General features: G+C 67.2%; 17 protein-coding genes. 8 read left to right on the top strand and 9 right to left on the bottom strand.

Going from position 1 to position 17,656, the window contains the following annotated elements:
* Positions 1-123: 123 nt before the first annotated feature.
* From ACFQU0_RS03860 to ACFQU0_RS03845, 4 genes are read right to left on the bottom strand one after another with little or no spacing between them, the layout of a single operon-like run.
* Positions 124-1,257, bottom strand: coding sequence for a DNA alkylation repair protein (locus ACFQU0_RS03860; protein ID WP_382198804.1), 1,134 nt, complete (start codon positions 1,255-1,257; stop codon positions 124-126).
* A gap of 4 nt (positions 1,258-1,261) precedes the next feature.
* The gene (locus ACFQU0_RS03855; RefSeq protein ID WP_382198803.1) at positions 1,262-2,890 is read right to left on the bottom strand and encodes an acyl-CoA carboxylase subunit beta; all 1,629 of its coding nucleotides are present in this window, start codon (positions 2,888-2,890) and stop codon (positions 1,262-1,264) included.
* Positions 2,887-3,768, bottom strand: a complete 882-nt coding sequence (locus ACFQU0_RS03850) for an SDR family oxidoreductase (protein ID WP_382198927.1) — start codon at positions 3,766-3,768, stop codon at positions 2,887-2,889. Before ACFQU0_RS03850 ends, ACFQU0_RS03855 begins: the two co-directional genes overlap by 4 nt.
* A 2-nt stretch (positions 3,769-3,770) precedes the next feature.
* Positions 3,771-4,430: a TetR/AcrR family transcriptional regulator gene (locus ACFQU0_RS03845; protein WP_382198802.1), complete on the bottom strand. Its 660-nt coding sequence runs from the start codon at positions 4,428-4,430 to the stop codon at positions 3,771-3,773.
* Positions 4,431-4,596: 166 nt separating this feature from the next.
* Here ACFQU0_RS03845 and ACFQU0_RS03840 point away from each other — a divergent pair, with 166 nt between their 5' ends.
* From ACFQU0_RS03840 to ACFQU0_RS03830, 3 genes are all read left to right on the top strand, one after another.
* A complete protein-coding gene (locus ACFQU0_RS03840) occupies positions 4,597-6,024 on the top strand; it encodes an FAD-binding oxidoreductase (protein ID WP_382198801.1) in 1,428 nt (475 codons plus the stop codon).
* 68 nt (positions 6,025-6,092) lie between these two features.
* On the top strand, positions 6,093-7,082 hold the full coding sequence (locus ACFQU0_RS03835; RefSeq protein ID WP_382198800.1) for a tripartite tricarboxylate transporter substrate-binding protein: 990 nt from the start codon (positions 6,093-6,095) through the stop codon (positions 7,080-7,082).
* 5 nt (positions 7,083-7,087) lie between these two features.
* Positions 7,088-8,080, top strand: a complete 993-nt coding sequence (locus ACFQU0_RS03830) for a TauD/TfdA family dioxygenase (protein WP_382198799.1) — start codon at positions 7,088-7,090, stop codon at positions 8,078-8,080.
* A gap of 18 nt (positions 8,081-8,098) precedes the next feature.
* On the opposite strand, the gene ACFQU0_RS03825 is transcribed toward ACFQU0_RS03830, so the two are convergent.
* Positions 8,099-8,794: a DUF599 domain-containing protein gene (locus tag ACFQU0_RS03825; protein WP_382198798.1), complete on the bottom strand. Its 696-nt coding sequence runs from the start codon at positions 8,792-8,794 to the stop codon at positions 8,099-8,101.
* A gap of 21 nt (positions 8,795-8,815) precedes the next feature.
* Positions 8,816-9,517 (bottom strand): pirin family protein, encoded by a 702-nt coding sequence (locus ACFQU0_RS03820; protein WP_382198797.1) that lies wholly within the window; start codon positions 9,515-9,517, stop codon positions 8,816-8,818.
* A gap of 117 nt (positions 9,518-9,634) precedes the next feature.
* Between ACFQU0_RS03820 and ACFQU0_RS03815 the strand changes: the two genes are divergently transcribed.
* Genes ACFQU0_RS03815 through trmB form a run of 4 tightly spaced genes read left to right on the top strand, consistent with a single transcriptional unit; the run spans position 9,635 to position 13,360 of the window.
* Positions 9,635-10,582, top strand: coding sequence for a LysR family transcriptional regulator (locus tag ACFQU0_RS03815; RefSeq protein WP_382198796.1), 948 nt, complete (start codon positions 9,635-9,637; stop codon positions 10,580-10,582).
* A 44-nt stretch (positions 10,583-10,626) separates the two neighbouring features.
* The gene (locus ACFQU0_RS03810) at positions 10,627-11,739 is read left to right on the top strand and encodes an NAD(P)/FAD-dependent oxidoreductase (RefSeq protein WP_465262186.1); all 1,113 of its coding nucleotides are present in this window, start codon (positions 10,627-10,629) and stop codon (positions 11,737-11,739) included.
* Positions 11,736-12,623: a tRNA glutamyl-Q(34) synthetase GluQRS gene (gluQRS, locus tag ACFQU0_RS03805; protein ID WP_382198795.1), complete on the top strand. Its 888-nt coding sequence runs from the start codon at positions 11,736-11,738 to the stop codon at positions 12,621-12,623. The genes ACFQU0_RS03810 and gluQRS overlap by 4 nt, the downstream gene beginning before the upstream one ends.
* A gap of 35 nt (positions 12,624-12,658) precedes the next feature.
* Positions 12,659-13,360 (top strand): tRNA (guanosine(46)-N7)-methyltransferase TrmB, encoded by a 702-nt coding sequence (gene trmB, locus ACFQU0_RS03800; protein ID WP_382198794.1) that lies wholly within the window; start codon positions 12,659-12,661, stop codon positions 13,358-13,360.
* A gap of 7 nt (positions 13,361-13,367) precedes the next feature.
* Here trmB and ACFQU0_RS03795 read toward each other — a convergent pair whose 3' ends face one another.
* Together ACFQU0_RS03795 and ACFQU0_RS03790 are read right to left on the bottom strand one after the other, a co-directional pair.
* Positions 13,368-14,612 (bottom strand): GGDEF domain-containing protein, encoded by a 1,245-nt coding sequence (locus tag ACFQU0_RS03795; RefSeq protein ID WP_382198793.1) that lies wholly within the window; start codon positions 14,610-14,612, stop codon positions 13,368-13,370.
* Between the two features lie 3 nt (positions 14,613-14,615).
* Entirely contained in the window at positions 14,616-15,722 is a 1,107-nt protein-coding gene (locus ACFQU0_RS03790) for an ABC transporter substrate-binding protein (protein WP_382198792.1), read from the bottom strand.
* Between the two features lie 113 nt (positions 15,723-15,835).
* Here ACFQU0_RS03790 and ACFQU0_RS03785 point away from each other — a divergent pair, with 113 nt between their 5' ends.
* A complete protein-coding gene (locus ACFQU0_RS03785) occupies positions 15,836-16,792 on the top strand; it encodes a pseudouridine synthase (protein WP_382198791.1) in 957 nt (318 codons plus the stop codon).
* On the opposite strand, the gene ACFQU0_RS03780 is transcribed toward ACFQU0_RS03785, so the two are convergent.
* On the bottom strand, positions 16,782-17,656 hold an 875-nt coding region (locus tag ACFQU0_RS03780), incomplete at its 5' end, for a transglutaminase-like domain-containing protein (RefSeq protein WP_382198790.1). The two genes, ACFQU0_RS03785 and ACFQU0_RS03780, sit on opposite strands and share 11 nt — an antisense overlap.

Below are 17,656 nucleotides of genomic sequence, written 5' to 3'. Positions count from 1 at the left end.
GGTTTGAAAGTACCCCCCGCGCCGCCTTCGGCGTCACCCCCCAGGGGGCGGCACCAGCCGTCCGGCAAAGCCGGCCCGGCGGTGCCCCACAAGGGGCATGACCTCGTGCGAGAGGGGATGGGTTTACTGAATCAGGTCGAAAGCTCCAATGGGATGAACCCGTCCGTTGAGCAGCAAAGCCACCGCGTGGCGGCCGGGGTAATGGGTGCGGGTGGTCATCTGCGCGAGTGACAGCGTCTTGCCCAGCGTGACCGTTTCGCCGGGGGCAAGCTCCAGCGTGCTGAGCTTGAAGACTTTGGGCGATGCTTCGCCGCTGGCCTTGACGTAGTGCACCTGCAAATCGGCGAGCACACGCTGCGGGCGTTGGGTGGGGTTGTGCAGATCGGCCTCGATGCGCAGCTTGCCGCCGATGGCTAGGTGCGCGGGCGTGATGCGCGCAGCAGCCACGTCCAGTTGCACCGCGTGGCCCACACCCAGTGTTTCGAGCGCACCCGCATGGCCTTGCTTGACGAGGAAGCGCAGGCCATGCCGCACCAAGGTCTCGCGCTCAGCGCTGGCACCACGCAGCCAGTTGCGGGCGGTGTCGGTCGCCACGCCGGGGTGGTCCTTCGCGATGTCGCCCAGGTGGTTGGCCACCGAGCGGCGCACGTAGCTCGACGGGTCGTCCTTCAAGGCATCCAGCAGCGGCAGCGCGAACGTGGGGTCCTTCTGGAACGCGGGCAGGCGCGGTGCCCAAGGCAGGCGCGGGCGCGTGCCTTCGCTGGCGGCGCGGCGCACGTGGGCGTTGTTGTCCTGCGCCCAGGCGCGCAAATGCTTGAGCGTGGCCTCACGGTGGTGCAGCAAGTAAGGCCGCAGGCTGAATTCGGCCGTGAAGCGCTGCGTCAGCGCATGCTGCGCGCGCATCGCATAATCCAGGTGGGGCAAACCGTGGGCGGCGATGTACATGCTGTGTGGCAAATACAAAAATGCGCTGTAGGGCCGGTCGCCCGCGTCGGGCTCACCCTTGGCATCCAGGCCCATGGGTGGGTCCAGCGAATCGGTGAGCACGGCCAGCGCTCGTGGCACATCGGTCGGCAGGTGCGCGTGCAGGGCATCAGCAATGCGCTGGCCGCGCTGCATCAGCTCCAGCCCTTCGTAGCCCGGCTCTATCTGGCGCAAGAAGGCTGCGGTGTCGAAGCCGCGCCAGGCGCGCCTGACCATGGCCGCAATGCGCGGTGGCACGCCATCGTTCAGCAGGTGTTTGAGGGGTTCGGCCACTGGCTCACATCCTCGCGACGCCGAACTGCATCGGACGCACAACACGCGCCTCCGCCTCGGCGCAGATGTGCAGGCACTGCGCCAGCACGGCGCGGGTCTCGCGCGGGTCGATGATGCCGTCGTCCAGGCCCAGGCCGCTGGTGTAGAAGGCGTCGGCCTGGCTTTCGAAGAGCTCGACGATGCGGTCGTACTGCTGCTGCATCTCGGCTGGGTCGGGCGTGATGCCTTTGCGCAGCAGGCCGGCCTCGGCCACGGTGCGCATGGTGCTGGCGGCCTGCTCACCGCCCATCACCGCCGTGCGGGCGTTGGGCCAGCTGAACAGAAAACGCGGCGCGTAGGCGCGGCCACACATGCCGTAGTTGCCGGCGCCATAACTGGCGCCACACTGGAGGGTGATCTGCGGCACGGTGGCGTTGGTCACGGCCTGGATCATCTTGCTGCCGTGTTTGATCATGCCGCCTTGCTCGCTGTCCTTGCCCACCATGTAACCGGTGGTGTTCTGCAGGTAGATCAGCGGGTGGCCCAACTGGCACATCTGCTGGATGAAGTGGGTGGCCTTGTTGGCGCCGGCCACGTCGATGGGGCCGTTGTTGCTGATGAAGCCCACCTCATGCCCTTCGATGCGCGCCTGCACGCACAGCGTGGCCGCACCGTACAAGGCCTTGAACTCCAACAGCTCCGAGCCATCGGCCAGCCGCGCCATGACCTCGCGCATGTCCACCGGCTCGCGCAGGGTTTCGGGCATGAGCGAGAGCAAATCGTCCGCCGGGTACAGCGGCGGCTGCCCCCTCTCCCTCTGGGAGAGGGCTGGGGTGAGGGCATTCGCCCGCCAACCCAAGCGCCCCACCACCTCGCGCGCCATGCCCAGCGCCTGGCGGTCGTCCTCGGCCAGGTGCTCACCCAGGCCCGACACGCCTGTGTGCATCTCGGCGCCGCCCAGCTCTTCTTCGGTCGCGGTCTCGCCAGTGGCGGCCTTGAGCAGCGGCGGCCCGGCCAGAAAAGCGCGCGAGCGACCGCGCACCATGATGACAACGTCGCTCAGGCCCGGCATGTAAGCGCCACCGGCCGTGCCCGAGCCATGCTGCACGGTGATGACGGGCAAGCCAGCGGCCGACAGCCGCGCGAGGTTGCGAAACAACCCGCCACCCAACACAAAACCCTCGACGCGGTACTTCATGAGGTTGGCGCCCGCGCTCTCCACCAGGTGGATGAAGGGCAGCTTGTTCTGGAGTGCGATCTCCTGCACACGCAGGATCTTCTCCAGCCCGCCGGCCCCAATGGCGCCAGCATCGATACCCGAATCGCTGGCCACCACCATGCAACGCACGCCGCTTACGAAGCCAATGCCCGCCACCATGCCGCCACCGGGCACCGTTTTGCTGGGGTCCTTGTGGTCTTGCAGGTAGCCCGCCAGCGAACACAGCGGCAGCCAGGGCGCGCCCGCATCCAGCAGCAGAGCCACGCGCTGGCGCGGCAGCAACTGGCCACGTTTTTCAAACACCGGCAGCGACTTGGCCGAGGCAGCGGCGGCGCGTTCCTCCAGGGCACGCCACTGGCCGATGCGCGCCAGCATGGCGGCGCGGCGGGCCTGGGCCACTGGGGTGGTGGCATCAAAACTGGAGACAAAACTCATTGGAAAACCTTGGGGGTGACGTAGCGGTGAAAGCCGTTGAAAGGCCGCACGGCCTCGCGCTGTTGCGCCTCAAGGGGTGCGGCCACCTGGCCCCAGCCCAAACGCACCTGCGGGCGGGCGCCATCGATGCGCAGCACCGTGCCGCTGATGAAGCTGGCGGCCGGGCTGAGCAGGAAGACGATGCCGGCGGCCGTCTCGGCCTCGGTGCCAAAGCGACCCAGGGGCACGGTCTGCGCCATTTCGCGCAGCATGGGGCCGGCCTCGGGCGGGTAATGGTCCATGCCGCTGGAGGCGATGTAGCCCGGCGCCACCGCGTTGACGCGCACGCCGCTTTTGGCCCATTCCACGGCCGCCGTTTCGGTGAAGCTGACCATGCCTGCGCGCGCCGCGCCGCTGTGGCCCATGCCGGGCATGGAGCCCCAGATGTCGGCCACGATGTTGACCACGGCCCCGCCATGCGCCTGCATCGATTGCAGGTAGCACTCGCGCGCCACCAGAAAGCCGCCGGTGAGGTTGGTGTCGATCACCGCCTGCCAGCCTTTGGCGCTGATCTTCTCCAGTGGCGTGATGTACTGGCCGCCGGCGTTGTTCACCAGGCCGTCGATCTGCCCGCGCGCGGCCACGATGCTGGCCACCATGGCTTGCACCGCCGCCTCGTTGCGGATGTCGCAGACGTGGAAGCTGGCGTCGCCGCCATCGGCCTGAATTTCGGTGGTGGTGGCTTGCAACTTTTCGGCGTTGCGGCCCACCAGCACCACATGCGCGCCGAGGGCGGCCAGCTCGTGTGCGGTGCAACGGCCAATGCCCGAACCCCCGCCGGTGACAACGATGGTGCGGCAGGCGAACAGGCCGTGCGCGAAAACCGATTGGTAGCTCATGCTCATGCGGGCTCTTTCAGAAACAGTTGCAAGGCGGCATCGGCCACGTCGTCCAGCGAGGCGCGGCGCCCGGCCTCAAACCACTGGGCCGTCCAGTTCAAGGCGCCGAACATCAGCAGACGCGCCAGCGCCGGGTCGCCGCGCAGCAGGCCGGCGGCGTGCAGCTCGGCCAGCAACGCACTCCACGGCGCCTCGTAGGTGTTTTTCAAATCGACCACCGCCTCGCGCTGCGCGGGCGTGAGGCTGCGCCACTCGTAGAGCATCACGGGAATGAAGTCGCTGTCCGGGCCCAGCAACACATCGAGGTGGCTGCGCACCATGGCACGGAAACGCGGCACCAGTGGCTGGCCCGGCGCACCCGCGCCGGCCAGCACCTCGGCTTGCCGCGCGATGGCAAAACGCATGCCCTCGGCCATCACCGCTTCGAGCAAGGCCTCTTTGCTGTCGAAGTGGTAGAAGGGCGAGCCCGAGCGCATGCCACAGGCGGCGGCGATGTCGCGTGTGCTGGTGGCGGCAAAACCCTGCTGGCGAAACAGGTGGGCGGCGGCACGGATCAGCTCCTGGCGGCGGTTGCCGTCGTCACGCGCCTCGGGGGATTTGCGCGGCCGGCCACGTGGCCGACGCTCGGCTGGAGGGGTCGAAGAGGGTACCGATGCGGTCATGGAAACGGACCATACCAGCTTGATTTATTTTTGACAAGCAAACGCTTTGCAAAAATAAACACCGTGCGCCGCTGCAACACGGTAGCGCCAACCATAGGAAATAACCTATGGATCAAGGGAGCAGGTCGTATTGGTGGCCGGCGCCATCGGCTCCCATACTGCGTTCATGCCTTTGTCACAAATCCCCACACCGGCTTGTGCCGACTTTTTGAGCGCGCTGACCGACACCCTGGGCGCGGATGCGGTGCGCAGCGGCGACGCCATTCCCAGCGACCGCCACACCGACTGGAGCGGCACCGCCCCGCTGGCCCCCCTGGCCTGGCTGCGCCCGGACAGCACCGCCCAGGTTTCGGCCGCGCTGCGCATCTGCCACGCCCATCGGGTGCCGGTGGTGCCACAGGGCGGCCTCACCGGCCTGGCCGGCGGCGCGGTGCCCACGCCCGGTGCGGTGGTGCTGTCGCTGGACCGGATGAACGCCATCGAATCGCTGGACCCTGTGGCCCGCGTTGTCACCGTGCAGGCCGGCGCCACGCTGCAGGCGGTGCAAGAGGCGGCATTGGCCGCCGGCTGCCTGTTCGGTGTGGACCTGGGTGCGCGCGGCAGCTGCCAGATCGGTGGCAACCTGGCCACCAATGCCGGTGGCAATGGCGTGGTGCAGTTCGGCATGATGCGCGAGCAAACCCTGGGCCTGGAGGTGGTGCTGGCCGACGGCAGCGTGCTTGACATGCTGCGCCCCATGGTCAAGAACAACACCGGCTACGACCTCAAACATTGGTTCATTGGCAGCGAGGGCACGCTGGGCGTCATCACCCGCGCCCAACTGCGCCTGCAGCCCGCGCAGCCGGCACGCGCCACCGCCCTGGCCGCGGTGCCCGACGTGGTCAGCGCCCTGGCGCTGCTGGGCCAACTGCAAGCGCGCTGCCCTGGCGGCGTGGCCGCGTTTGAACTGATGTGGGACGACTTCGTGCAGCACGCCCTGGCCTGGACCGGCCAGCCCCGCCCCTTTGACCAAGACCACCCGCTGCTGGTGCTGACCGACCTCAGCGGCGCCGACGAAAGTGCTCTGGCGCAGGCACTGGAAGCCGTGCTGGGCAACGCCATGGAAGATGGGCTGGTGTTGGATGCGGTGCTGGCGCAATCGCAAACACAGGCCGCTGGCCTGTGGCGGCTGCGCGAGATCACCGCCGAATTCCCCTCGCGCCTGGCACCGATCAACTTCGACATCAGCCTGCCGCAGGCGGCCATTGGCGACTTTGCCGACCGCTGTGTTGCCGCGCTCTCAAGCCGTTTTCCGGGGCACCGATCGCTGCGATTTGGCCACCTGGGCGACGGCAATCTGCACCTGAGCACCGATGCACGGTCCTTGGGCGACCTCAGCTTTGCCGAAGCCGAACACGCGGTTGAAGCCATCGTCTACGGCCTGGTGGCCGAGGCCGGGGGCAGCGTGTCGGCCGAACACGGCATTGGGCTGCACAAAAAACCCTACCTGGGTGCCAGCCGCAGCCCAACCGAGCTGGCCACCATGCGGGCCATCAAACACGCGTTAGACCCCTTGAACCAACTCAACCCCGGCAAGGTGTTTGACATGGCATGAGCCAGGCACGTCGCTTGCAACCCATTCGGTCTTCTTTCATTTTCATCCCCCTCCCTGGAGTTCCCACCATGAAACGACGCCCCGCTCTCCAAGCCCTTGTGGCTTCTGCTTCTGCCGCCGCCGCGCTGCTGCTGGCCCACGGCCCGGCCCTGGCCGATGGCCCGCCCATCAAAATCCTGGTGGGCTTTCCCGCCGGCGGCAGCAGCGATGCGATTGCCCGCCACCTGGCCCAGGGCCTGCAGCAAGAGCTGGGCCGCAGCGTGGTGGTGGAAAACAAACCCGGCGCTGGCGGCCAGATCGCGGCCCAGACGCTCAAGGGCGCCAAGCCCGACGGCAGCACGATTTTTCTGTCGAACAGCCACACCGTGGCCATGATCCCGCTGACCATCAACAACCCCGGATTCGACACCGCCAAGGACTTCATCCCAGTCGCCATGGTGGCGGTCAACCCCGACGTGTTTGTGGTCAACACCACCGTCATCGGCAACCCGAACGCCGGCATGAAGGAATTTGCCGCTTGGGTCAAGGCCAACCCTGGCAAAGGCAATGTGGGCGTGCCCGCCCCCGCCAGCGCGCCTGACTTTGCGGTGGGCGTGGTGGCCAAGGCCCTGGGCCTGGACTTGAAGTCGGCCCCCTACCGGGGCGACGCCCCCATCGTGCAAGACGTGATGGCCGGGCAGATCCCGGCCGGCATCGGCTCGGTGGGTGCCATGTCGCAGCCGGCCAAGGCGGGCAAGCTGCGCATCGTGGCGGTCAACGGCACCCACCGCCTGTCGCTGCTGCCCGACGTGCCCACCTACGCCGAGCTGGGCATCAAAGGCTACGAGGACATGATTTTCAACGGCGTGTTCGCACCGGCTGGCACACCCGCCAACCTGATTGAAAGCTACAGCAGCGCGATCACCAAGGTGGTCAAGTCCGCCGACTTCGTCGAGAAACTGTCCAACCTCGGTATCCAGGCCCAGGCAGGCAGCGCCGCCGACCTGAATGCCCGCCTGAAAGCCACGCAGGACTTATCGGCCACCATGGTCAAAAACGCCGGCTACAAGCCGCAATAAGCGCCATGAACACCCTCATCCAAGCCACACCCATCACCGGCCCGGCGGTCTGGAAAGGCCCGGCCATCGCCAACGACACGGCGTGGGTGCATCACCTCACACCCGACACCATCGCCGTGTTCGACGCCGCGCTGGCACATCTCAAGGCCCGTGGCCTGAGCTTTCCCCACTTTGGCAAGGACGACTTCCCCCTCCACGCACTGGCGCCCGATTTCGCGCGCTACGCCGACGAGCTGGAAAACGGCCGTGGCTTCCTGCTGCTGCGCGGCCTGCCCGTGCACCGCTACACCGAAGAAGAGATCAACTGCCTCTACTACGGCCTGGGCCTGCACATGGGCACGCCCGTGCGCCAGAACCCGCGCGGCGAGCTGCTGGGCGCGGTGATGAACGTGGGCGACGTGACCAAGAAGTCCACCCGCGTCTACGAAACCAACCTCTACCTGCCCTACCACTCCGACCCCTCCGACGTGGTCGGCCTGCTGTGCATACGCAGGGCCAAACAGGGTGGCCTGAGCAGCCTGGTCAGCGTGGCCGCGATCTACAACGAAATCCTGGCGCGCCGCCCCGAATTCATCGGCCTGTACTACCGGCCGATGTACTTCGAGCACCTGTGCGAGCCCATGCCCAGCCTCTCGCCCATCTTCAGCTTCCACCAGGGCAAGCTCAGCTGCCGCTACCTGCGCCAGTACCTGGAGCTGGGGCACGAGATCATGAAGCAGCCACTGTCGCGGGTGGAGATCGCCGCACTCGACCTGTTCGACGAGGTCATGCACGACCCCGCCATCCGCCTGGACATGATGCTGGAGCCGGGCGACATCCAGTTCGCCAACAACTACGCGGTGCTGCACTCGCGCAACGGGTTTGAAGACGACGAGGACCTGGCCAAACGCCGCAAGATGATCCGACTGTGGCTCAAGATGGGCAACGCCCGCGAACTGGCACCGGAGTTTCCGGGCCGCAACGGGTTTCCGGCGCCGGTAGAGGCGGTGGCCGCCTGACGAAAACCCGCCGCGCGCCTACTCGCGCAGGATGCCCAGCACCTCGGAGTGGAACTCGCGGCGGTAGAGGATGAGCACCACCAGCAGGGTGCCACCCACCATGGCCAACGGTGAAAAGAACCACGCCAGGGCGGCAAACGAAAAGTAGTAGGCACGCAAACCGTCGTTGAAGGTTTCGGCGGCGGCGCCCACCATGTCGGCGGCGCGCTGGACAAAACGCTCGCGGTCGAACTTGCCCGACTCAAAATCCTTGGGGTCGGGCAAACCACCGATGAGCAAGGACACAAAGGTGTACTGCCGCATCGACCAGGAGAAGCGGAAGAAGGCGTACACGAACACCGCCAGCAGCACCAGCACCTTCAGTTCGAGCACCGCCAGCGAGGTGGCCTGCGCAAACGGCATTTCGCTGACCATTTCGGCGGCTTTTTCTGTGGTGCCCAGCACCGCAAACAGACCGCCGATGATGAGGATGGAGGTTGAGCAGAAAAACGCGGGTGTCTGCGACAGGCTCTGCGTGATCAGGCCGTCAAGCATGCGCGGGTCGCGCGCCGTGGCCTGCAGCATCCAGAAACCCCGGTAGCGGTTGGTGGTGACCAGCAGGGACGGCTTGCGCAGGCCCCAGCTTTTGGCAAACCAGGCGTAACCCGCCCACAAGGCCACAAAACAGACCAGCGCCAGCCAGTCTGCCCAGGGAAGCACGGCGATGAATTTCATGCCGCGAATGTTAAGCGCGGTTCAGGGCGCGAGATCGAACACCAGCACCTCGGCGTCCTGGCCCTGCGCCAACGCCAGCCGCGATTCGCCCTCGATCAGCGCGGCGTCGCCGCCTTGCAGGGTTTCGCCATTGACCGACAGGCTGCCGCGCACCAGGTGCACATAGGCCTTGCGCGCCGGGTTCAGCGCCAGCTCGGCCTGCTCAGCGCCATCAAACAGCCCGGCGTACAGAGACGCATCGGCGTTCATGCTCACCGAACCCTCGGCACCGGTGCGCGACGCCACCAACCGCAGGCGGCCGCGCTTTTCGGCCTCCGCAAACGCCTTTTGTTCGTAGCCAGGCTTGACGCCGGTGAACTTGGGCTCGATCCAGATCTGCAAGAAGTGCGTCTGCTGGTTGGGCGCATGGTTGAACTCGCTGTGCATGACGCCGGTGCCGGCGCTCATGCGCTGCACCTCGCCGGGCGGGATGCCCTTGACGTTGCCCATGCTGTCCTTGTGCGCCAGTTCACCCGACAACACGTAGCTGATGATCTCCATGTCGCGGTGGCCGTGGGTGCCAAAGCCGGTGCCGGGGGCGATGCGGTCTTCGTTGATCACCCGCAGGTTGCCCCAGCCCATGTGGGCCGGGTCGTAGTAGCCGGCGAACGAGAAGGAATGGAAGCTCTTGAGCCAGCCGTGGTCGGCGTAGCCACGTTCCTGGGATCGTCTGATTGTCAGCATCTGGGTTCTCCTTCGTGTGGGTGGTCGATGTCCATGACTGTAGGCCTCGCCCGCCCTTGCCGGGGGCTGGGGCTTTGATGCCATCATTCAAAACTATTGAATAAAATTTTGCCCATCATGCAAAACCCACGCAGTGCACTTTCGCCCGAAAACCTCAAGCTCATCGACACCGTGGCCCGCCAGGGCAGCATGGCTGCAGCGGCGCGCGAACTGGGCCTGGTGCCCAGCGCCCTGACCTACCGCGTGCGCCAGGTGGAGGACGCGCTGGACGTGCTGCTGTTCGACCGCAGCGCCCGCCGCGCCCAGCTCACCCCGGCCGGAGCAGAACTGCTGCGCGCAGGCGAGCACCTGCTGCTGGAACTCGACGCCGTGGCCCAACGCGTCAAGCGCATCGCCACCGGCTGGGAACCCCAACTCACCATCGCCGCCGACGCCATCATCGCACGCAGCACCTTGTTCGAGTTGTGCGAAGCCTTCTACGCCCTGGGCGCACCCACCCAGCTCAAGCTGCGCGCCGAAACCCTCACCGGCACCTGGGAAAGCGTGCTCAGTGGCAACGCCGACCTGGCCCTGGGCGTGGCCGCCGACCTCACCCCGTCCACCGGCATCGCGCTGGCCGACATGGGCCACCTGCCCTTCATTTTTGTGGTCGCGCCCCACCACCCGCTGGCGGCACTGGAAGGCAAATTGACCGACGCCCAGCTGCAGCCGCACCGGGTGGTGGCCGTGGCCGACTCCACCCAACGTGGGCGCAGCGTGAGTCTGGGCATTCTGCCGGGGCAAGACGTGCTGACAGTGCCCACCATGCAGCACAAACTCGAAGCGCAACTGCGTGGCCTGGGGTGTGGCTTTCTGCCCCAGCCACTGGTACAGCCCTACATCGATGCCGGCCTGCTGGTGACCAAACCGGTGGCCCGCCCCACCCGCGTGGTGCGTGTGGCCTACGCCTGGTGCGTCAGCGGCACCGGCCGCAAAGTCGAAGGGCGCGCGCTGAACTGGTGGCTGGACCAATTGCGCCACCGCAACACCCGCCAGGCCTTGCTGGAAAACCACCACCGCAGCTGACGCGGCGGCTGTTACAGTGGCTTCAACAACTCCCCACGGTGACCATGAACAAGAAGCGCCCTTCCGCCCCCAAAGCCACCCGCCCCCCGGACCCCGCTGCCACCACCGCACCACAGCGCCATATCGCCGTCATTGGCGCCGGCATGGCCGGTGTGGTGTGCGCCCGCACCCTGGTGCAAGCCGGCCACCGCGTCAGCCTGTTTGAGAAAAGTCGGGGTTTCGGCGGCCGCATGGCCACCCGCCACACCGAGTTTGGCGACTTCGACCACGGCGCCCAGTACTTCACCGTGCGCGACCCGCGTTTTGTGACCCTGCTCAAAACCGTGCCAGCCCTGGCCCGCCCTTGGAGCGCCAACACCGTGCGCGTGCTCGACGAACTGGGCCACGTGCTGGCCAGCGCCCCCCCTCCCAGCGAGGCGCACTTTGTGGGCGCACCCAGCATGAACACCCTGGTGCGCCACTGGGCCCAGCCGCTGAACGACGGCAGCCTGAGCGCCGACACCCTGCTTGAAACACGCGTCACCCACATCGAACGCGACGCGCTGGATGCCACCCGTTGGCAACTGCGCACCGAAGGCCCGGCCGACGCCCAGCATGTGTACGGCGGGTTCGACCAGGTGTTGCTGGCCCTGCCCAACGTGCAGGCCGACAGCCTGCTGCGCGCCAGCGGCCTGCTGCCCGCCCTGCGCGAAGCCATGGCCCACGTGACGGTGGCCCCCTGCTGGACGCTGATGGTGGCCTACCCCAACGCGATGCAACCCGGCCTGAGCCACCTGGGGCCCCACTGGAACGCCGCGCGCAGCACCCACCACCGCATCAGCTGGCTGGCGCGTGAATCGAGCAAACCTGGGCGCAGCCCCATCGAGCGCTGGACCATTCAGGCCAGCCCTGCCTGGTCGGCCGAGCACCTGGAAGACGACGCCGAACGCGTCAAGGCCAAGATGCTCAAGGGTTTTGCCCAGATCACCGGCATCCGCGCCGAACCCGGCCACGCCGTCACCCACCTGTGGCGCTACGCCCAGACGCAGCAGCCCCTGGGCCAGCCCTTCCTGTGGGACGCAGAAGCCGGCATTGGCCTGTGTGGCGACTGGTGTTTGGGACATCGGGTGGAAAACGCCTTCGTGTCGGGTCTTGAGTTGGCCTTGAAAGTCGCTTGACCAGGAACTACATCGGTCGGTTTGCGCCCTCCCCCACGGGGCCGCTGCATGCGGGCTCGCTGGTCGCGGCCCTGGCCAGCTGGCTTGATGCCCGCGCCCACGGCGGCGCATGGCTGGTGCGCATCGAAGACGTGGACACGCCGCGCTGTGTGCCCGGTGCCGACCGCCTGATCCTGCAGCAGTTGGCCGCCGGTGGCCTGGTGAGTGACGGGCCGGTGCTGTGGCAGTCCCAGCGAGGCCCTGCCTACCAACAGGCCCTGGACACGCTGATCGCGCGGCAACACGCCTACCCCTGCGCGTGCTCGCGCAAAGACATCGCTGCGGCGCAGACCAACGCCCACAAAGCCCGGCATGGCGAACTCGTCTACCCCGGCACCTGCCGACCTGAAAACGGCGGTTTGCGGGGGCGTGCCGCGCGGGCCTGGCGGTTTTTCATCCCTTCGGCCCAAGCCCCCGTGCATTGGCACGACCGGCGCTTGGGCGCACAGCAACAAGACGTGGCCCACGATGTGGGCGACTTCGTGCTCCAACGCGCCGATGGCCTGTGGGCCTACCAGCTCGCGGTGGTGGTGGACGACGCCGCCCAAGGCGTGACCCACGTGGTGCGTGGCGCCGACCTGGCCGACAACACGCCACGGCAGATGCTGCTGCAACGGGCACTGGGCCTGCCCACGCCGACCTACCTCCACACCCCGCTGGTGCTGGCAGCCGACGGACACAAGCTGAGCAAACAGACCGGCGCCGCCGCCCTCGACCTGAGCGAACCGCTGGCCGCCCTGAACCGCGCGGCCCAGGTGTTGGACCTGCCCTCTGCCACAGGCGGGGTGGCAGAGGCACTGGCCACCTGGACCACCCAATGGGCCAGCGTTTGGGCACTGGCCTGAGGCCGATAGAATCGGTGCCCCAAACAGGCACCCCCATGACCGACACCCCAGACCCCAGCGACGCCGTCCCGTTCCGGCGCGTCATCAAAAGCTACGTGCTGCGCGCCGGGCGCACCGGCCCCGGCCAGCAACGTGCTTACGAGCAGTTTGGCCCACGCTTTCTGCTGCCCTACCGGCCCGAGCCGCTGGACACCACGGCCGCCTTTGGCCGCAGCGCGCCGCTCATCATGGAAATCGGTTTTGGCATGGGTGGGGCCACGGCGCACATCGCCCAGGTGAGGCCCGACGACAACTTTTTGTGCTGCGAGGTGCATGAGCCCGGCGTGGGCGCCCTGCTCAAGCTGTGTGGCGAACAAGGCATTGAGAACATCCGCATCTTCCGCCACGACGCGGTGGAGGTGCTGGACCACATGCTGCCGGAGCAGAGTTTGGACGGCGTGCACATCTTCTTCCCCGACCCTTGGCACAAAACGCGCCACCACAAACGCCGCCTGATCCAGGGGCCTTTCGTGCAGCGCCTGGCGCGCCACCTCAAGCCCGACGGCTACCTGCACCTGGCCACCGACTGGGAGCCCTACGCACAACAGATGCTGGAGGTGCTGAGTGCCGAACCGCTGCTGGTCAACACCGTGGCCGACTACGCACCCAAGCCCGCCTACCGGCCGCTGACCAAGTTCGAGAACCGTGGCCTCAAGCTGGGCCACGGCGTGTGGGATCTGGTTTTCAAACGCCGCTGAGGCGGCTTCAGGTGCTGGACGCCACGCGGTTGCGCCCCGCCAGCTTGGCCTCATAGAGCAAGGCGTCGGCGCGCGCCAGCAAGGTGCTGCTGTCGTCGCCTTCGCGGCAAGCGGTCACGCCAAAGCTGGCCGTGATGCTCAGGTTCAAGCCGCCGTCCAACACGATCAGCTCGGCCGCGATGCGCTCGCGCAAGCGTTCCGCTGTGGCCACCGCCGAGTCCAGCGGCGTCTCGGGCAAGACCACCAGAAACTCCTCGCCGCCGTAACGCGCTATCCAGTCCACCCCGCTGCGCAACCGCTCGCGCACGCAGTTGGCCATGTGGCGCAGCACCACGTCGCCCACCGGGTGGCCGTGGCTGTCGTTGATCTGTTTGAAGTGGTCCAGGTCCAGGAACAGCACCGACAGGTCACGCCCATAGCGGTGCGAACGCTCCACCTCGGACGGCAGGCGGTCGTCTATGGTGCGGCGGTTGTAGGCACCCGTCAGCGCGTCGGTCATGGACAGGCGGTGGATCTCCTCCACCAGCAGTTCCAGCTTCTCGGTGCGCTCGGCCACCAGGTCGTCCAGGTTGGCGATGTGGCCCCGCAAACCGGCCTGCAATTTGCTGATGCCATCGGCCAGCACGTCGATTTCGTCGACCCGCCCCTGGCGCGTGGGCCGCTCGATCTGCAAGGGTTTCGTCAATTGCTCCGGGGTGAGTTCGGCTGCAAAACGCGCCATGCTTTCCAGCGGTGTTTGCAACTCGCGGCGCAACATCACCGCGATCAGCACACACAAGGCGGTCACCAGCACGCCGTAGCCCATCAACATCTGCAGCGCGTTGCGACCCACCACCGAGCGCAAATGGGCCGGATCGGCCACCAGTTCCAGTTGTCCCACGGGGGGGCCACCGCGCGGCGCGCTGATCTCGACCACGTGCGAATGGGGCGCTCCCGCCAGTGACGCGTCACCCCCTACGAACACCTGGCCCGTGGCAGCACGCACCCGCACATGGCCCACCTCGGGCCAGCTGGCGATGGCGCGCACCTGCAGTTGCACGGCCTGCGGCTCGATGTCCCACAAGGCCACCCCCAACAAAGGCACATGCGTGCTGCCCACGGTTTCCACCACCTCCACCAGACGCTGCCGGTGTTGTTGCCACAACAACCAGGTCTGCAAGGCCAACACCACGGCCACACACAGCGCCGACAACACGATGGTGCGGCGGATCAGGCGGGCCGCAATGGGGCGGAACAGCGGCGAGTCGGTCATGGTTCAGCGCAGCAACTGCGCGAAGCCAAATTCGTAGCGCCGCACCTGCGGGTTGAGCACCTTGCTGTAACGCCGGTAGTCCACTGGCTCGGCGCTCGGACCGAAGCGCGCCAGAAAAACATCCGCCGTGCGCTCATTGAACAGCGTGAACATGGAACGCTCCAGCGCCAGCCCTTCGTCGGCGAAATCGTGGCCATGGTGGTGGTCATGGATCATGACCAGCGCCCAGGCGCCGGTGATGAAATGGCCGCCGGCCAGTGCCGCCAGCCGCCCCGATTTGAGCGCCGCCATGGCTTCGCTGGAGGTGTTGATGCCACTGAACCAAGCGGTTTTGCCCGGCGTGCCACCCCGTTGCTCCCAGGCCGCCATGGCGCCAAAAGCCATCAAATCGTTGCCAGCCCACACCAGCTTGGCATGGGGGTGGCGTTGCCACAACCAGGTCGCCTGCTCAGTGGCTTTTTCGCGCGACCAGTCGGCGTACACCTCCTGCACCAGCAGCACGTCGCCGGCCTCGCGCACGGCGCGGCGCATGCCTTCGTTGCGCAGCACCGAGGCAGTGGTGCTGCGGTCGCCCGCGATGGCCAGCAGGTGCAATTTGCCATCGGGCGCCTGCGCGCGGGCCGCACGCCCTTTCTCGATCAAGGCGCGGGCCGTGAGGTAACCCGCATCCTCGGCCCGGGGTTCCAGCGAACCCACCCAGTGCTTGAAGTGTTCACGTGGCCGGCCGGCGCCGCTCGGGCCGTCGGGTGGAGGCTTGCTGAAGGCGAGGAAACAACGGATGCCGCTGCCTTCGAATATGCGCAGCAATTCGGCGCCGGTGCCGTAGTCGTTGGAAAACACCGCGTAGTCCGGGCGCTCGCTCGGCGCACGGGCCACCAGTTCGCGCGCGAAAGTCAACGCGCGCAGATGCTCACGCTCGGCGTAGAACACCTCCAGCGACTGACCCAGACTGCGCGCCGCCGCCTGCATGGACTGCGCCGCGGCGGCCCAATAGGCCTCGTCCTTTTTGCCCGGATTGATGAAGACCACCCGCTGCGCCCACAGTGGCCCGGCCATCAGCGTCAGCCACACCCCCAGCACACACCACAGTCCCAGTTTCGTTTTTTTCATTTTTTTCACTGCGCCGCGCCCAGCGGACGGATTGTGAAACTGTATCAAATTGGCGCCGACAACACCATGGTGACAATACCGCCTCCACCCCTGCGCCCCACCCGCCCCACACCATGACCCGCGCCCCCCGCCCCGCCCACATACCCGCCCGAGGTGGCCTGGATGCGAGCGCCGTCGCCTTGCCAGGCGCTGGCCCCTGGCCCGGTGTGGTGGACTACCTGGCGTGGCGGCTGCCGGCGCTGGACCGCGCGGGCTGGGCCGCGCGCATGGCCGCGGGCGAGGTGCTGGACGAAAGCGGCCAGGCCCTGGCTCCCAACACGCCGTTTCTGCGCAACACCCGCATCTGGTACTACCGACATGTGGACGCCGAGCCGCCGTTGCACGACAGCGAAAGCTTGCTGTTTCAGGACAACTGGCTGGTGGTGGCCGACAAGCCCCACCACATGCCCGTGGTGCCCGGCGGTCGCTACGTGCGCAACAGCCTGCTGGTGCGCCTGCGCGAGCGCCTGGGCCTGCCGGAGCTCAGCCCCCTGCACCGCATCGACCGCGAAACCGCTGGCCTGGTGGTGTTCGCGGTGCAGGCCCACACCCGTGCGGCCTACCAAAACCTCTTCCGCGAGCGCGCGGTGCACAAGGTCTACGAAGCCCTGGCCCCGTGGCGCGCCGACCTGCCCCTGCCCCATGTGCAGCGCAGCCGCCTGGCGCCGGTGGAGGGCTTCTTCACCATGCAGGAAGTGGCCGGCGAGCCCAACAGCGAAACCCGCATCGAAATGGTGGAACACGTTGCCGGGCTGGCCCGCTACCGGTTGACGCCGGTGACGGGCAAACGCCACCAACTCCGTGCCCACATGAACGCGCTGGGCCTGCCGCTGCTGGGCGACCGCTTCTATCCTCGCGTGTTGCCGGCCGACCTGGCGGACGACACCGAACACCCGCTGCAGTTGCTGGCCCAGGCGCTGGCGTTTGACGACCCCTTCACGGGCGAGGCGCGGCACTTCACAAGCCAGCGCCGCTTGCTGCCCTTGAGCGCCTGGGCCGGTGCAAAAGACGCTCAGCCTGTCAGGCCTTGATCTCGGTGGCCGTGATCTGGTACTTGAAATCGTCGGGCGCGTAGGGGTCCACGCGCTCGCCACCGGTTTCGGCCATGGGGTACATCAAGAAGCCCAGCTCCGGGCCTGCCGAGCCGGGCAGCTTCAGGTCGTGGCCCATGTTCCAGGCCAGCCAGTTGCCCTCCCAGCCACCAAACAGGCGCTGGTTCACCGGGGCCACCACCGGGTGCTGGGTGGTCTTGACCCATTCCGGCGTTTCCAGGCGCATGACCTTGGCCACGTCAGCCGGGTCCATGGCCACCCAGCCGTGACCGGCCAGGTGCACCTCGGCACGGCAGTGCTGCGCGCCCTTGAGGCTGCTCGGGTTGCCGCTGAGTTCCTTGTAGCCAAAGGCCGAGGGTGCCAGACGGATGCCGTACACATCGCGCGCCGGCAGACCGGCCGCACGGCACAGGCCCACGAAAATGGCATTGAGGTCGGCGCACTTGCCACCCAGGTTGCCGGTTTCCAGCATGGTCTTGATGTCGCCTTCGCCACAGCCTCGCACCTTGGGTTCGCGGTAGGTGTTGGCCACCACCCAGTCGTAGATGGCCTGGGCTTTTTGCACGTCGGTGCGCGCACCCTGGGTGGCCTTGCGCGCGGTCTCGCGCACGATGCCGTCGGTGGGCAGCAGGCGGGTGGGCTGGGTCCAGAAGCGCAGCGAGGCCGCATCTTCGCTGGCGGCGGCGGCAACGGTGGTTTTGTGCGACCAGTCGGTGGCGCGGTTGCGGGTGCTCACGCGGCTGCTGAGTTCCACAAAAGGCTGCGACACACCGGCGTCGAACTGCACGTGCAGCATCTTCACGCCATAACGGCCGTCCTCGGTCAGGCGGGCTTGCCCGTTGG

This window comes from Hydrogenophaga defluvii (assembly GCF_042665235.1).
GTDB classification, from domain to species: domain Bacteria; phylum Pseudomonadota; class Gammaproteobacteria; order Burkholderiales; family Burkholderiaceae_C; genus Hydrogenophaga; species Hydrogenophaga defluvii_A.
The sequence above is the reverse complement of the archived record's forward strand: the minus strand, read 5'-3'. Positions and strand labels throughout refer to the sequence as shown.